12 protein-coding genes are annotated in these 14,882 nt (G+C 68.4%); 7 read left to right on the top strand and 5 right to left on the bottom strand.

Features of this window, described 5'->3' with window-relative positions:
- Positions 1-5: 5 nt before the first annotated feature.
- Positions 6-2,642 carry a hypothetical protein gene (locus TA3x_RS16225; RefSeq protein WP_435015699.1) on the bottom strand — a complete coding sequence of 879 codons (2,637 nt, stop codon included), beginning with the start codon at positions 2,640-2,642 and terminating at the stop codon, positions 6-8.
- A gap of 194 nt (positions 2,643-2,836) precedes the next feature.
- A complete protein-coding gene (locus TA3x_RS16220) occupies positions 2,837-3,079 on the bottom strand; it encodes a hypothetical protein (protein WP_435015698.1) in 243 nt (80 codons plus the stop codon).
- A gap of 342 nt (positions 3,080-3,421) precedes the next feature.
- Here TA3x_RS16220 and TA3x_RS16215 point away from each other — a divergent pair, with 342 nt between their 5' ends.
- A complete protein-coding gene (locus TA3x_RS16215) occupies positions 3,422-3,979 on the top strand; it encodes a sugar O-acetyltransferase (RefSeq protein WP_435015697.1) in 558 nt (185 codons plus the stop codon).
- Positions 3,980-4,012: 33 nt separating this feature from the next.
- Here TA3x_RS16215 and TA3x_RS16210 read toward each other — a convergent pair whose 3' ends face one another.
- Positions 4,013-5,446, bottom strand: coding sequence for a glycoside hydrolase family 140 protein (locus TA3x_RS16210; protein WP_435015696.1), 1,434 nt, complete (start codon positions 5,444-5,446; stop codon positions 4,013-4,015).
- Between the two features lie 142 nt (positions 5,447-5,588).
- On the opposite strand from TA3x_RS16210, the gene TA3x_RS16205 reads away from it, so the two are divergent.
- A complete protein-coding gene (locus TA3x_RS16205; RefSeq protein ID WP_435015695.1) occupies positions 5,589-6,485 on the top strand; it encodes an extracellular catalytic domain type 1 short-chain-length polyhydroxyalkanoate depolymerase in 897 nt (298 codons plus the stop codon).
- Positions 6,486-6,526: 41 nt separating this feature from the next.
- On the opposite strand, the gene TA3x_RS16200 is transcribed toward TA3x_RS16205, so the two are convergent.
- Entirely contained in the window at positions 6,527-7,477 is a 951-nt protein-coding gene (locus tag TA3x_RS16200; RefSeq protein WP_435015694.1) for a hypothetical protein, read from the bottom strand.
- A gap of 449 nt (positions 7,478-7,926) precedes the next feature.
- Between TA3x_RS16200 and TA3x_RS16195 the strand changes: the two genes are divergently transcribed.
- From TA3x_RS16195 to TA3x_RS16175, 5 genes are all read left to right on the top strand, one after another.
- Positions 7,927-8,292, top strand: a complete 366-nt coding sequence (locus tag TA3x_RS16195; protein ID WP_435015693.1) for a hypothetical protein — start codon at positions 7,927-7,929, stop codon at positions 8,290-8,292.
- Between the two features lie 277 nt (positions 8,293-8,569).
- Positions 8,570-9,589, top strand: a complete 1,020-nt coding sequence (locus TA3x_RS16190) for a hypothetical protein (protein ID WP_435015692.1) — start codon at positions 8,570-8,572, stop codon at positions 9,587-9,589.
- Positions 9,590-10,069: 480 nt separating this feature from the next.
- Complete coding sequence (locus TA3x_RS16185) at positions 10,070-11,743, top strand: hypothetical protein (protein WP_435015691.1); 1,674 nt, start codon at positions 10,070-10,072, stop codon at positions 11,741-11,743.
- Positions 11,740-12,336: an RNA polymerase sigma factor gene (locus TA3x_RS16180; RefSeq protein WP_435015690.1), complete on the top strand. Its 597-nt coding sequence runs from the start codon at positions 11,740-11,742 to the stop codon at positions 12,334-12,336. Before TA3x_RS16185 ends, TA3x_RS16180 begins: the two co-directional genes overlap by 4 nt.
- 4 nt (positions 12,337-12,340) lie before the next feature.
- Positions 12,341-14,191 (top strand): protein kinase domain-containing protein, encoded by a 1,851-nt coding sequence (locus TA3x_RS16175; RefSeq protein WP_435015689.1) that lies wholly within the window; start codon positions 12,341-12,343, stop codon positions 14,189-14,191.
- Here TA3x_RS16175 and pxpB read toward each other — a convergent pair.
- On the bottom strand, positions 14,188-14,859 hold the full coding sequence (gene pxpB, locus TA3x_RS16170; protein ID WP_435015688.1) for a 5-oxoprolinase subunit PxpB: 672 nt from the start codon (positions 14,857-14,859) through the stop codon (positions 14,188-14,190). The genes TA3x_RS16175 and pxpB overlap by 4 nt on opposite strands.
- Positions 14,860-14,882 lie beyond the last annotated feature (23 nt).

Here is a 14,882-nt window from a genome sequence, read left to right as displayed (position 1 = left end):
CAATCTCAGGGCGCGATCAGGTAGTAGAGCGTCGCGGGGTCGAGCCTGATCTCGGAGGCGACGCCGTGTGAGCCCGACGGTTCCCCGTTCGGGTCGAGTCGGGTCACCTTGAGGCTCGCCGCATCGGGCCGGTTCAACCGGACCGTCCCCTCGACCTGCCGGACGAGCCAGGGGTCCTGGCCGATGCTGGCGATGGTCTTCGCCCCCGACGCTCCGGGAGAGGTCCGGAACCCGCTCGCCTTCTCCTCGGTCATGACCTGGAGCAGGATCTTGCGTGAAGTCGCCAGGGGCATGTCATCGAGCGCGACCGCGACCACGGCCATGAGGTCCAGCTTCGACGTGATCGCCAGGTCCTTGGTCCGGACGCTCCCGGCCGACCCGAGGTTGCCCAGGACCCCCTGGGCCGATGGGGCGTCGATCGTCAGGACGCCCTGGCCATAATCCAGCCGGAGCTGGCCATGGCTGCTGGCGACCCGCTTTCGTCCCCGATCGACGTAGGCGGAAAGATCCTTCAACTTCGCCGGCTCCGCGCCGTCCACGAACCGGACGGCCGTGCGGCCGACGTAATGGGCCAGGGGATCGATCACGTTCCCCGGCTTCAGGGTGACACCGGCGGGGACGTCCTTGAGCCGGAGTTCGTCTAAGGCGGCATCTTGCGGCATGGGCGTCCCCTTCAGGTCGAACAGGTCCGACTTTCGGAGCGGGAGGTCGACCATCAGGTCGCCGGGCGCGACCAGCCCCCGGCGGAAGATCAGCGCCGAGGCCGGGAACTGGCCCATCATCGTCGGGCTCATCAGCGTCCAGGGCTGCATGAAGAACTGCGGCTTGGTCGACCAGCGTGCCCCGTCGAGCGCGAAGTGCACGATCGCGTCGGAATCCTGGAGGGCGCCGTAGGCGGCGAGATAGAGGGGGGCCTCGGTCCGGAATCGATTGGGCCGGTTCCAGGTGGTCTCGGAGATCATCGACGGCTTGCCGTCGTAGCTGGGGTCCATCGCCGGGTGGACGAACTCCTTCGGCATCCCCGGCTTGGACGCATCGAATCGGAGGGCAGATCGATCGGCATAGGTGTGCCCGTCGCGGATCGACCACTCCGAGGCCTCGCCCGCCTGGCTGGCCCCGAAGTAACCATGCCGGTCGATGAAATCGCCCCCCGTATAGCTGTATTTCTCCAGGGGGCCGAGCACGCGGGGGTCGGCCGTCGCCCAGTTCGAAGCCGTGATCACGCCCTTGAAGCCCAGGTCCCGGAGGAATCGGGCCGACTCGTCGTAGAATCGACGCTGGCTCTCCACCAGGAAGCGGGCCGTATCCTTGTCCCGGGCGGTGCGCTCGTTGGCGAGATTCCAGAGCGGGCGGAAGCCGATGCGGCCCTCGGCCGGGCGATCCCTGTCGACCTTCGTGCCGCCCCAGGCCTTGAGGGCGGCGTTGATCGTCCCGTACCTTCGCGCGAGCCATTCCCCGAATTGGGCTTCGAGGAGGCGTCGTTCCGGCTCGGGGAGGTTCTGATCGTTGAAGGTCCAGAAGAGGTAAGAATCCTCGTTGACCAGCTCCAGGCCCATCACGGCCGGGTCGTCGATCAGTCGGGCCCCGGTCGCCGGGTCGGGGGTGGTGAGCAGGGCCTTCCACCAGCCCCGATACATCTCCTGGAACCCGGGGTCGAAGAAGATGGCGGCGAACGGATGCTTGGTGCCGTCGTAGCCGCGGAGCGCCCGATTGGCGGCGGTCGGCTTCAGCATCAGGGGGAAATAGATCGAGAGATGCGTGTAAATCCCCTCGCCCTTCATGGCGACGACGACGCTGCGGGCGACGCCCAACTGGGCGGGGTCGAGGTTGCCTTCCTGGTCGAAGTAGCCCCGGTGGAGCCGGACGAGGTTGACCCCGTGCTTGGCCAGCATCCGCGCCTGCTCCGGGAACGAGCCCGCCGCCTCGGCCGGGCCATTGACCCCCCAGAAGCGCACCGGGGCCCCGGTCTTGCCGTGGACGAAGCCGCCGCCCTTCGCGGCGATATACCCGCCGTCGCCCGCCGCCTTCTCGTTGAGCCCGCGCAGGTCGAACCCGGCCCCGGGGGCGAACGGGTCGGGGGGCGGGTCGAAGGCGAACCAGCCGGCCACGGCCTCCGTGGTCTGGCCCGGCTTGCGGAGGCCATTCGGGCGGAATGGGGCCAGGCTGAGCACGAAGCAGTCGAGATACCCGTGGTTGTGGTTCGCGCTGTCCATCCGGAACTCGACCGTGTTGGCCCCGGCCTTCAGTGCCACCACCCCCGCGCGGGCCCAGGCCAGGAACCGGAGGTCGGGCTTGTCGTCGGCGGCGACGTTGGTCGAGTCGATGACGCCCGTCCCCATCTCGATCGGGCCCCAGTCGGAGCCGTTCACCCGGCAGGACAGGCGGCTCTGGATCGGGTTGGCCCGGACCCACAGCTCGTATCGGCCCGCCTTCGGGGCCGCCACCCGATAAGAAAGGGTGCCGACGTGCTTCTCGTCGAAATTGCTGGTGAAGTCGCCGCCGGAGAAGAGGCCCTTCTTGACCTGGTCATACCACCAGGGATGGCGATGGACGTCGGAACGGTCCGGCTTCTCCCCCTCGATCCAGATCCAGTCATCGGCGGCCTTGGCATCCGGCGCGATCGCGAGCGAGAGGGCGGCCATGGCGAGCCAAATCCTGGTCGAGGAACGGCGAGGCGACATCGTCAGGTCTCCGGGAGAGTCCGGGCGAGCCCCTCGGCGAATCGCCCTGAGGACACCCATGATAGCGACGGCCGGCCGTCGCCGTCAGCCGCTGACCGAGTCGCGCTTCGAAAGCAAACCGGCCCGATCATCGCTGATCGGGCCGGCCGAGTGCTTCAATTCTGCCCGACCTCGATCGGGGGGCCGACGAGCCCGGACACGACGGCGAGGGCCTGGTAGGCACGCTGCTGTTCGCTGTACTTGGCCAGGGGGGCCGAGTGGGAGCCATCCTGATAGATCCCCACCACCGCATACAGACCCTTGAGAGCTACGACCTCGGCCCGGTCGAACAAGCCCGAGCGGATCAGGGAGGCCAGGTTCTTCTGCCAGAGCGTCGTCTCGGCGAATAGGGTCGTCATGGCATGCCTCCTCGGGCGGCCCGGGTTGATTTTATGGGAATGGTCCGGAGATTCCCTCCTCGCCTGGACATTCTACGCACCGATCCCCCGGAATGTTCCCGGCAGAAGTGCCGTGTATCGAAAAGGCCACCCGCACGCGAGGGAGGCCGCTGCGAAAAATGCACCCCAGGGGTGGACGACCCGCCGGTTCCCGGACCACGATGGGCCCGCCTTCGCCTTCGATCGCGCCCGGCACCTGGTTCGCACGCAGGCAAGGTTTCCGGCCTCACGCGGCCCCGTCGGTGCTCCGGCGGCCCGGCGTGATGGCAACCGTCGAAAAACCATGGGAGCGGACGAAACCGGATGAGAAGCGAATGGGACAAGATGGTGGCGGGCGAGCTTTACGACCCGATGGATCCGGACCTGGTCCGGGCGCGTGACCGGGCGCGAGACCTGTGCCAGGATCTCAACGCCACCCGCGAGGGCCACCGCGAGGAACGGAGGAGGATCCTCCTAAAACTCTTCGGGGCCGGCGGCGATACCGTGTGGATGCAACCGCCGTTCTACTGCGACTATGGCTCCAACATCCGGCTCGGCGAGCGGGTCTTCTTCAACTTCAATTGCGTGGTCCTCGACGTCTGCCCGGTCACCATCGGCGACTTCACGCTCTTCGGCCCGGCGGTCCAGATCTACACCGCCACGCACCCGATGAATGCCCAGTTGCGGAGGAGCCAGGAGTTCTCCAAGCCCATCGCGATCGGCTCGGACGTGTGGGTGGGCGGCGGCGCGATCATCTGTCCGGGGGTGAGCATCGGGTCGCGGTCGGTCATCGGCGCCGGCAGCGTGGTGACCAAGAATATCCCCGACGGGGTCTTCGCCGCCGGTAATCCCTGCCGGGTCATCCGGGAGATCACCGACTGACGGCGGCATCCGGGACGCGACGAGGCTTGCCGCTCAGTCCCGGCGGGGCTGCCCCGGCTCGGGATAGTTTCGCGATGCGTCGTCGAGGACCAACACCCAGTCCTGCCCCTTGCCTTGCGAGGGCGGGTGGAATTCTCGCCGGCCTTCACGCGCGAGGTTGCCGAAAGGCTGCGCGGCACCCGTCCTCGGGTCATACCAGGCCGCCGAGAGCTTCGGGCCCGAGAGTTTCCCGAGATCGACGGTGAACGGCCGGCCCGTCGGAGAATAGATGAATGCATAGCTGCCGTCCTCGGCCCGGGCGGCCTGGACGTGGTCCGGTCCCTGGCCCGGTTCCGACGCGAGGAGGGATTGGTCGGGGATCCGCGCCAGGATGGGCCGGGATTCGAGCAGGGCCCGGACGTGCTGCATCTGTCCGGCGCCGGGCAGGCCGATCGCTTCCTTCCAGGGCGTGCGAGCGAAGGTGATCGGGGTGCGGCCCGGGGCGAAGAACTGCCAGATGTCGTGGCACCCGTAAGTATGCCCGCAGGCCCCGGCGAGGGTCGCCCAGTAGGCCGCCTTGCGGGCCTGATCGTCCCCCAGGTAACCGTTCGACGCCTTGAATCCCGAGGGATGGTCCTCGTAGCCGGGTTCCCCGTCGAGGCAGGGCTTGGTCGGCGTCCGGGCATAGTCTGCCGCGATGCGGTCGTAGTTGGGCCGGTCGAAGCCGTGCCCGGACTGGAGCATGTTGAACGCGAGCCAGTCATCGCCGTGGAAGAATTCGGCCGAGGTCCTCCCGCCGTTGGGATGGTAGGTCATCAGGTGGCGTCCGCCATCCCCCTCTTTCAATCCCTCGGCCATCGCCCGGATGATCCGGGCTTGCCCTTCATTCTCGACCGGCCGATCTCCCCCGAGGATCCAGATGATCGGCCTGTCCTTGTAGCGACGGCCGAGGAACGTGCCGAACGCCTTCGCGTTCTCGGGCGTGAAGATCTCGGGCCCGAGTCCCCACTTCTTGTTCCACTTGTCCCCCCAGGTGGGCAGCATGCCGATGACCAGCCCCAGTTCCTCGGCGCGATCGACGATGTGATCGACGTGGGCGAAATACGCCTCGACGGGCCGGGTCGGGTCGTTATCTTCGAGCGGGCGATGACCGTAAGGATTGGGGACCGTGAGGCCGTCGTATTCGGCCAGCACGACCGCCTGGATCACCGTGAACCGCTTGCGGGCCCGGTCGCGGAGGTACAGATCGGCCTCATCCCTGTCGAGGCGGTGGAAAAGTTCCCACGCGGTGTCGCCCAGGTAGAAGAATGGCTTCCCCGTCTGATCGAGCAAGTTACGGCGGTTGTCGCTGACCCGGGTCGGGTACGGGATTTGGGAGAATCGGCTTGCGGCGGCCGTGATTTGGGCCGGTTCGGCGGCGATCCCGTTCAGTTCCGGGATCAGGGTGATCATGAGGAGGACGAAGCAGGAGGCGGGCGTCGGTTTCATCGCGGGATCTCGCAGTACGTCGGGGAGAACGGACTTGCAGGCGAGATTGCCACGATCCGGCCGGATTTGCGAGGGGCGACGCCGGGCGAATGTGTAGTCTGGGTGGTGGGTTAGTCTCGGGGCTCATGAGAGGCGAAGAATAATGACCGGTGTTGCCGTCTTCCTGACCGCGGCCCTGGGAGCGTGGGCCGGCCCGCTCACCCCCGGCGATCATCTCCGGACGGTGCGGTTGGGCGAGTCCTCGCGGCCCTATCTCCTCCACGTCCCAATCTCCTACGACCCGGCCCGACCGCACCCCGTGGTCCTGGCCCTCCACCCGTTCGCGACGAACGGTGCTGTCATGGCCCGGATCACCGGGCTGAGCGACGTCGCCGATCGGGAGAAATTCCTGATCGCCTATCCCGAAGGGAGGGGCCGGGCGGGGATCCTGCATTGGGATGTTGAGGCAAAGACCGGGGGCGACTCCGACGACGTGGCCTATCTCGCGGCGGTCCTTGATGACATCGCCGACGTCGCCCGCGTGGATCCGAAGCGGATCTTCGCCACGGGCTTCTCCAACGGGGCGATGATGTGCTATCGCCTGGCGTCCGAACTTTCCGGCCGGATCGCCGCCATCGCCGCGGTGGCCGGGACCATGCCCGATGCGGAGATCCGGGCGAGCCGGCCCGTCCCCGTGCTCCATTTCCACGGGACCAGGGACGGCTTCGTGTCCTACGACGGCCGGCTCTGGCGAAATCCGGGGGAGTCCCGGCTCAAGGGCGTCGAGGCGACGGTTCGGGCCTGGGCCCGCTTCGACGGATGTCCCGAGATGCCGACCACCACCGCCCTGCCCCGCGCGACGGCCGAGTCACTTGCCGTCGTGAAGTCGGTCTACGGCCCGGGGCGGGAAGGGTCGTCCGTGATCCTCTACAGGATCGAGGAGGGCGGGCACGCCTGGCCCGGCCGGGACCAGACCGGGGCCTTCCTGGGCAAATCGGCGGCCGACCTGAAGGCCAACGACCTGATCTGGGAGTTCTTCCGCGAGCATCCCCTGCCCTGACCCGGCCGGGTTAGCGGCGGGGCCAGGGCTCGCGGATCGGATCAGGCGATCAGGGATTCTTTCTCGTTGGTCGGGTCGCCTTCGACGTTGGCCGTCCGCGTGATCTGATCGCGGCCCTTGTTGCCGATCACGACGGCATTGACCGCGAAGTTCGTGACCGACGGCGCGAGCCTCACGGTGTAGCGGATCTTGTCGTTGCCGGCCCCGCCCTGCACCGCCGCGGGCAACGCCGACCCGCTCCCCACCGAACCCGTCGAGCCGGCCGCGACGTTGATATTCGTCACGATGTTGTCGTTGCCGGCGCCGCCGTCGACCGTCAGGTTGTAGATGAAGTTCCCCTGGATCACCCCGGAGTATTCCGTGGTGATCTTGTCGTTGCCGGCCCCGCCCGAGAATTCGGGCACGATCGATGCCCCCTGGGCCACGGGCCCGGACCCGTTGAAGGTCAGCTTGTCGTTGCCGGCGTCGCCCTGGAGGTACGAGATCAGCGAGCCCTGGAGGATCGCCCCTCGCTGGTTGACGACCATCGTGTCATTGCCGGCCCCGCCGTAGCATTCGACATCCAGGCCCGCCGAATTGTTCACGTTGCCGTTGATGTTGGCCGTGAATCGATCGTTGCCCGCCGAGCCGTCGACCAGGACGATCTGGGACTTGACCAGGTCCCCGTCGAGGGAGTAGCTGATCTTGTCGTTCCCTTTCTTGCCGAGGACCTGGATGACCTGGATGCCCGCCTTGCTCGTGTAGGTGGTCCCGTTGCCGAGCGTGATCGACAGGTTGCCGGCCTCGCCCGTGCCATCGTCGGAGATGTTGATCACGTCGGCCTTGTTGGTCCCGGTGATCACCAGCGAGGTGAATCCATCGCCGGCGACCTCGCTGAAGCCGACCGACGCGGCGGCCCGGGCGGCCATCAATCGGCGCCCTTCGAGCGGCTCCAGGGACGGGGATGACGCGGTGCGGCGGGCGCGCGGGGTCTTCATCTTGCCCTGATCCATGTGTCTGGCTCCTGCCTCTAAATCGATTCGATCGGCCGATCATCGCCCACCGGCCACGGCGGATCGGGGGGGCACTCCCGGCTTCGCCCGATGCGCTTTACCTGGAAGTCATCGGTCCCTTGAGCGGAAATCTTGCGGGTTCTCCTGATTTTAGGACTTAATCCGTTGGAAAGGGCGGCGGAAAATTAAATCATTCGTCGAGCCTCCGGCGGACTTCACACCCCTCGCTTTTCCGCGTCGGTCGGGGCCAAGCGCAAGATGCGACGGCCGGGGCCGGGAAAGGTATCCCCGAGATGCGGCGAAGGTCAGGTCATCACGGCTTGCAGGTTCCGGGCCGGCGTGGGAATCTCGGGGACGGGGAGGCCGTCGATCTCCCGGACGGTTGACCATCGCCTCGGGAGCCCCAATCAATGGGCGAGCATCGGATCCGATTTCGAGGTCCCTGGGACATGGAGTTCGAGGACGGGCCGGCGTCGATGGCGTCCCGCCGCGTTGCCCTTCCGATCGACTGGCCTCCCGGCGTGGAAGCGAAGTTCCGGCTCCGACGCCGATTCGGCCGGCCGAACCTCGATCCCGCCCGCGACGCCCTGCGGCTGGAACTGGACCGCGTGCCGGGGTTGATCTCGGCCCGGATCAACGAACGCGAGGTCGAGCTGTTCTCCCGCGAGGCCGGATCCTGGTCCGCCCCGCTGGATGGGCCGCTCCAGCCCCGCAACGATCTGGTGCTCGTCGTGGATCTGGGGGAGATCGCGCTCGCCGCCCCTCCCGGGGAGTGGGGGGCGATCGCGTTGGTCATCCAATCTCGAGATGATTAGGGGAAGAACATCGGGGACCTCGACCCGCTTCTGCCGGGCTCGAAGCCGGACGAGTCGGCATCCGGGACAATTTCCGTCGGATGCTTGCTCTCGCCACCCGGCCTGGTAAGCTCGGGATTGGGCCCGGATCGAGGGGCGCAGCGGGGGAGGCCCGACCTGGGTTGAGTCCCTCGGGGTCATCACGCCCCCGGGGCCTCCGCGGCGAAGCATGGGGTCATGCCGGGTCTGACCGATCATCACCCCCGAATCTTCTCGACCGCGGAAGGAATGGTGTCTCGTGTCCCAGGACTTCGAATTCAACGAGCCGCAGCCCCCGAGCGAACCATTCAAGCCGGTCGCGACGCCCCCGCCCGCGAGCCCGCAGAAGACCGCCGCAAAGCCCCCCGCGACGACCCCGGACCCCTTGTACCGTTCGCCCATCTCGATCCTGGGCGGGCTGGTCATCACCTTCGCCCTGCTGGGCGGGCTGGGCTTCCTCGGCTACGACGCCTACAAGAACAACCCCGCGACCCCGGCCGAGGCCCCCGGCGAGAAGCCCGCGGAAGCCCCCGGCGAGAAGCCCGCGGAGGCCCCGCCCGCGGAGGCCCCCGCCCCGGCGACGGCCGCCGAACCCTCCGGCGTGCTGTCCGCGCAGGTGGCGGAACTCCAGGCCGCGCTCAAGACGGCCACCGACCGCCTGGACCAGCTGGCATTGAAGCCCGCCCCCGACCTGAAATCGGTCGAGGATAAACTCGCCGAGATGGCCAAGTCCTCCGACGCGGTGGCAGGGCTCTCCGCCCGGGTGGCCGCGATCGACGAGAAGGTGGGGGCCATGAGCAAGGCCGACCCCGCCGACCCGGCCAAGATCGATGCCGTCGAGCGGAAGGTGGGCGAGCTGGCCTCGGCCCTGGACGCCCTCAAGGGCGAAGTCGCCGCGATCGCCGCGTCGGCGACCCGGCCCGCCCCCGCGCCCGACGCGGCACGGCCCCCCGCGGATATCCAGGCGGCGGACGCGGCCATGTCCGAGGCCGTCGACCTGTTCAGGCAGAAGAAGTATGCGGAAAGCCTGGAGCGATTCACCCGGCTCCAGGCGGATCACCCCGAGGATGCCCGGGTCTGGTACTTCTCCGCCCTCGCCAATGGGCTCGCCACCCGCAACTGGAGGGGTGAGACCGAGCGACTGGTGAACCTGGGGATCGAGAAGGAGAAGGCTGGATCGCCTGAGGCTAGCAAGATCGACGCCATCTTCGCCGATCTGACCGCGGCCAATGGCAAGGACTGGCTCGCGGCGTATCGGGCCCGCGCCTCCTCCCGTTGACATTGCCTTTCGGATTTTTCAAGCCGACTCCGAGCATCCCCCGATCTCCCTCGCGGCGGTGGGGTGCCCGGAGTCGCATTGTTTCACCCCTTGGCCGACCTTTGTTCGCCTCCCGTCGCATATTAAAAGCGGGAGTGCAAACAATCGATTCCGTCGATCTCCGCCGCTGGGATGAGAGTGGACGCCCTGCGTGACCCAGGACAACGGATCTTTGAAATCACCGGGGCGTGGTCGGTTTACCACTCGTCACGGGCGGGTCATGTCTCGTAACATGGGTATTCGATGAGTCGATGATTGCTCCGCCCCGGCCTCGTCATCCCGGTCGCTTCCTCGGGCCGCCCGCACTCCACCTGGATGACGATGACCCGGTCGCCTTGCCGCATCGGTTCCCGATCTCCAGGGCCTGCCCGACCGCCGTCGGGCTGCACCCGGCCCTCTGGACAATACGCCCGGCCGCGATTCGATGGAGGGACCTCGGGCATGGCGAAGTCGTCTCATCGTCGCGAAACCCGGATGCTCCGCCCTCGATTTCCATGGAGCTCGCTGGAAGACCGCCGGTTGCTCAGCGGGTTGGGCCTCCAGCTGACCATCCCGGCGGTGGTGATCCCGGTCGAGCTGGTCCAAGTGACGACGGTCCTCGACGAATCGCCGACCGTTGAGGTCCGGGCTCCGATCGTCGGATCGCTCGCCGAGCCGATCCCGATCCTCCAGGATCTCGTGGTCGAGGACGTTTCGGGCGAGGATGAGGAGCAGGCGGGCCCCGATCCAACGATCACCCTGCCCGGTCCGATCGTCACGCCCATGCCGGTGGTCGTGATCGGGCCCACGCCGTCTTCACCGACCCCCGCCGACCCTCCGGCGAGCGGACCGACCGTCCCCGTGGTGATTCCGATCATTCCAGACGTGACGATCGTGATCCCGGTCGAACCGCCGCCCCCGATCACCACCGAACCGGCCGTGACGCCGGTGGTCACCCCCCCGGATCTCCCCTCCCCTGTGCCGATGGGCCCCGAGGAGGAGGCCGACCCGGGGTCGAGCGGCACCACCCCGATTCCCGAACCGACGACGGTGATCAACCCGCCGCCGGAGGTGCCCATCGTCGATGGCCCCTCGACGGTCGAGGTCCCCCTGGTGACGCCGCCGCCGGCCACCCCGCCCGCCGGGACGCCGACCGACGAGTCTCACAGCCCGGGGACTCCGACCCCGGAAGTCGGGCCACCGGCGTCGACCGAGGGGGACCGGCCGACCGCACCGCCCGCCTCCGCGATCGATCCGCCGATCGGATCCGGTTCGGGGGCCGATCCGTCGCGTCCCGATCGTCCGGCGACGCCCCCGATCGAATCGCCCTCGAAATCCCCGACGGCGGTCGTCCCACCGCCGTCGGCCCCGGCCTCGCCGCCCCCGGGCAACCCGGAGACCGCCAGGCCCGTCGCGTCGCCGGATGAGGTCGGGGAGAAGCCGTCCAAACCCGCCTCGACCGCATCCGATAGCTTGAAGGGTACTTCGGCTCCCGCCCCGACGATCTTCGCCGGGGGTTCGGCGGAGCGGTCGGGCTCGCTCATGAGTACGCCCGTCGCATGGACTTCGAGCGGCCCTGCCGGGTATTTCATCCCGGGGAACCCTTCCGGCGGCCCTCCGGCCGATGAACTCCAGTTCGAGACCACGTGGGAACCCCTGGGCCTGTCGCCCATCCTCTCGGCGGCCTCGTCCGCGGCCACGCTCGCGGCCCCGTCCGCGCTCCTCGCCGAGATCGCTTCGTCGGACACCTACGAGGCGACCCGCGACGGGATCGAGCTCGCTCTCGCCGTCGTTTCGGACCTCGCGGAATCGCTCCCCAGGATCTCGTCGGAGGTCCTCGCCCTCGAACTCGACTCCGCCACTTCCATGGTGCGGGCCGCGCTCGATGCCTCGCAGCTCGATCCCGTCGATGTCTCCGGTTTGGTGCGGGAGATGGGCGAGCTGATCGCCTCCGTCCGCTCTCATTCCGTCGGCCGGCTGGTCCGGATGGCTGCCCTCTCGCCCGTGACCTGGATCATGCTGGGCGTGCTGGTGGTGGTCTCCACGGAGCTAGCCCGGCGCGAGCTCCGGAACTCGGCCAGCGAGCCCCCCGCCGGGGGTAGCCCTGACCTGCTCGCGACCTGGGGGATCTCATGAGCATGGACCGGGACGATGCCCTGATCGACGAGATGATCCGGCGCCTGAATCGGGGCGACGAGGCTGCCGTCGGGGATGTCTTCGAGACCTATGTGCCGTTCCTGAGGATGGTCGTCCGCCGTCGCCTGAGCGCGACGCTCCGCTCCAAGCTGGATTCGGAGGACATCGTCCAATCGATCTGGGTCGATCTGCTCGACCTCTTCCGCGAGGGGGGGGACCGGTTCCCCGACGCCGCCCGTCTCCAGGCCTTCCTGGCCCGGGCGGCCCGGAACCGCCTGATCGATCGCCAGCGTCAGCATGCCGCCGCGATGGATCGCGAGCGGCCCGCCTCCGGGGCGGAACTCGACGCCGTCGCATCGCCCGCCCGCGATCGGCCCAGCGAGGCCGTCCACGCCGATGAGCTGTGGGATTCGATCCTCGCGTCCTGCCCACCCCAGCATCGGGAATTGTTCCGGATGAAGCGGGAGGGCCGGAGCCTGGCCGAGATGGCCGACCGCTCTCGCATGCACCCCTCGAGCATCCGTCGGGTCTTCTACGACATGGCCGGCCGGCTCGGGGTCGAGAAGAAACAGCGTGAGTCCTCGACAGGATGACACCATGCCGGAACGAGCGACCGTCCCCACGCTGATGGCGAACTTCGAGCCGGATCAAGAGCCCTCGGTCGAGACCCTCGCCGAGGGGCTGGCGATCGCGATGGCCGAGGACTGGCGGATCGGCCTCAGGAGGTCCGTCGAAGATGTCCTGGCGGACTCGCCCGACCTCCGCGACGAGCCTCGCGTCGTGCTTCGGCTGATCTACGAGGAGATCTGCCTGCGCCAGGAGGAAGGCCCGAAGTCCCTTTCGGTCGAGATGCTCGGGCGGTTCCCCGCCCATCGCGACGAACTCCAGATGTTGCTGACCGCCCACAGGGTCCTCGACGACGAGGCCCCCGCCGCTGCATTCCCGGAGGTGGGCGGGACCCTGGGGGATGCTCGCCTGCTCTCGGAACTGGGCCGGGGCGCCCTCGGGCGCGTGTTCCTGGCCACCCAGTTCGCCCTGGCGGATCGCCCGATCGTATTAAAAGTGATCCCCTTGCGCGGGGTCGAGCATCTGACGCTGGCCCGGCTCCAGCACACCTACATCGTCCCCCTCTACGCGGCCCCCGTCTTCCCGGAACTGGGCCTGCGTGCCCTGTTCATGCCCTATCTCGGCTCCCTGACCCTGGCCCGCCTCTCGACCGCCCTGGGCCCGATCCCGCCCGGGGCGCGCACCGGGGCGGATCTCCTGGAAGTCCTCGACCGCTCTCGCGAAGCCCAGCCCGTCGACCTGCCCGGCAGCGGATCGGCCCGGGCCTGGCTGGCCCGCGCGAGCTATGCCCAGGCCGTCGCCTGGATCGGGACCTGCCTGGGCCAGGCCCTGCTCCATGCCCACGAGCGCGGCCTCGTCCACCTCGACCTCAAGCCGTCCAACGTGCTGATCGCCGCGGACGGGCAACCGATGCTGCTCGATTTCCACCTGGCACGGGCCCCGGTCCAGGCCGATGACCCGAGCCCCGGCTCGATCGGAGGAACTCCGACTTACATGTCGCCGGAGCAGGCCGATGCCCTGGTGCGGATCCGCCAGGGTCTCCCCCCCCGGTCGGCCGTGGACGCCCGGTCCGACATCTACTCGCTCGGGGTGCTCCTCTTCGAGATGCTGGGAGGCACGCTGCCGCCGCCGGCCGAGTCCCGCGACATCGCCCGGCAACTCCGGCGGGCCAATCGGCAGGTCTCATCGAGCCTCGCCGAACTGATCGCCCGCGCCATGGCGATCGACCCCCGCGATCGCTATCCCGATGCCTCGGCCTTGGTGGAAGACCTGAGGCGATACCTGGCCGACCTCCCGTTGCGGGGGGTCTCCGACCGCGATCCGATCGAACGTTGGAGGCGGTGGCGGCGGAGGAGGCCTCACGCCCTGGCCCTGATGATGATGGGATTGGCGGTAGCCCTGGCGACCCTCCTCACACTCATCGCGACCCGGGGGCCCGGGTTGACCCCCATGGATATCGAATCCTACCACCAGTCCCGGCTGAAGCATCGCCAGGAAGACGCCGAACACCTGGCCCTGGCCGTCGCCAGCCTCCGCGACCAGGATCGGATCACCTCCTCGGCCCCCCGCAATAAAGAGGCCGACGGCGTGCTGGCCGACTTGGCCCATGACCTCTGGCGCGAACGCAAGAAATTCCTCGACACGCGCGACGGGACCCTCGCCGACGTCGTCGAGCAGGGCATCCGCGAAGACCTGCGTGAACTGGCCATCCTCTCGATCGCGCTCGATGCCAGGGCCCGGCCTTCGGAGGTTTCGGCCAACCGACGGCAGGGGCTGCGCCGCCTCAATGAGGCGCGGGCCGAAGTTGGTTCATCGCCTGAGTTGGAACGGGTCCGCACCCAACTCCTGGCCACTCCGGTCCCCGATGGAATCCGGAATTAGCCTTCTGTCTCGTCCGCAACCAGCCCCTCGCCGAGCCGGTCGCGATAGGCACCAGGGCCGATCGGTTCGAATCGGAGGCGATCGCCGACCCGGATCGGGAATTCGCCGCGTTCCAGGTCCACGATCCGGGCCGGAGTCCGGCCCAGCAGGAGCCACCCCCCCGGGGTGGCCCTCGGATAGATGCCCGTCTGCCGGCCCGCGATCGCCACCGAGCCGGCCGGCACCCGGGGCCGGGGGCTGGCCAGGCGAGGCAACCCCGCCAGTCGCCCTTCCAGGTATCCGGCGTAGGGGAAGCCGGGCTGGAAGCCAATCGCGTAGACCTTGTAATCCCGCCCCGAGTGCTCCTCGATCAGCGAGGCGTGGGGCAGCCCGACGCGGCCGGCGACTTCGCCCAGATCGGGCCCGTCGTAGAGGACCGGCACCCGGATCAATCGCCCGTTGAAGGAGATCGTCGGCCCGGGTTCGATCGTCCGGAGCACGCGTTCCAGGGCCTCCAGGTCGACCCGATCCGAGTCGGCGAAGACGGCCGCCGAAGCATAGGCCACCGTCACCTCAATCACCCCCGGCCAACCGCGCCGGCGGACCGCCTCGCCCCAGGCCTGGGCCTCGGATTCGGTCGCGAACCGCGCGAGGAAGGCCCGATCTCCCAGCGGCGTTAAATCAATCATGTCGGATAGCACCCGCCTCGGCC

The sequence above is a fragment of the Tundrisphaera macrotermitis genome (assembly GCF_051175315.1).
Classification (GTDB): Bacteria; Planctomycetota; Planctomycetia; order Isosphaerales; family Isosphaeraceae; genus Tundrisphaera.
Note: the sequence above shows the minus strand (reverse complement) of the source record. Positions and strands in the feature narration are given on the sequence as shown.

Coding starts and splice junctions, on each gene's coding strand:
- TA3x_RS16225 (WP_435015699.1), bottom strand. CDS start 2,642: ATGGCCGCCCTCTCGCTCGCGATCGCGCCGGATGCCAAGGCCGCCGAT.
- TA3x_RS16220 (WP_435015698.1), bottom strand. CDS start 3,079: ATGACGACCCTATTCGCCGAGACGACGCTCTGGCAGAAGAACCTGGCC.
- TA3x_RS16215 (WP_435015697.1), top strand. CDS start 3,422: ATGAGAAGCGAATGGGACAAGATGGTGGCGGGCGAGCTTTACGACCCG.
- TA3x_RS16210 (WP_435015696.1), bottom strand. CDS start 5,446: ATGAAACCGACGCCCGCCTCCTGCTTCGTCCTCCTCATGATCACCCTG.
- TA3x_RS16205 (WP_435015695.1), top strand. CDS start 5,589: ATGACCGGTGTTGCCGTCTTCCTGACCGCGGCCCTGGGAGCGTGGGCC.
- TA3x_RS16200 (WP_435015694.1), bottom strand. CDS start 7,477: ATGGATCAGGGCAAGATGAAGACCCCGCGCGCCCGCCGCACCGCGTCA.
- TA3x_RS16195 (WP_435015693.1), top strand. CDS start 7,927: ATGGAGTTCGAGGACGGGCCGGCGTCGATGGCGTCCCGCCGCGTTGCC.
- TA3x_RS16185 (WP_435015691.1), top strand. CDS start 10,070: ATGGCGAAGTCGTCTCATCGTCGCGAAACCCGGATGCTCCGCCCTCGA.
- TA3x_RS16180 (WP_435015690.1), top strand. CDS start 11,740: ATGAGCATGGACCGGGACGATGCCCTGATCGACGAGATGATCCGGCGC.
- TA3x_RS16175 (WP_435015689.1), top strand. CDS start 12,341: ATGCCGGAACGAGCGACCGTCCCCACGCTGATGGCGAACTTCGAGCCG.
- pxpB (WP_435015688.1), bottom strand. CDS start 14,859: ATGATTGATTTAACGCCGCTGGGAGATCGGGCCTTCCTCGCGCGGTTC.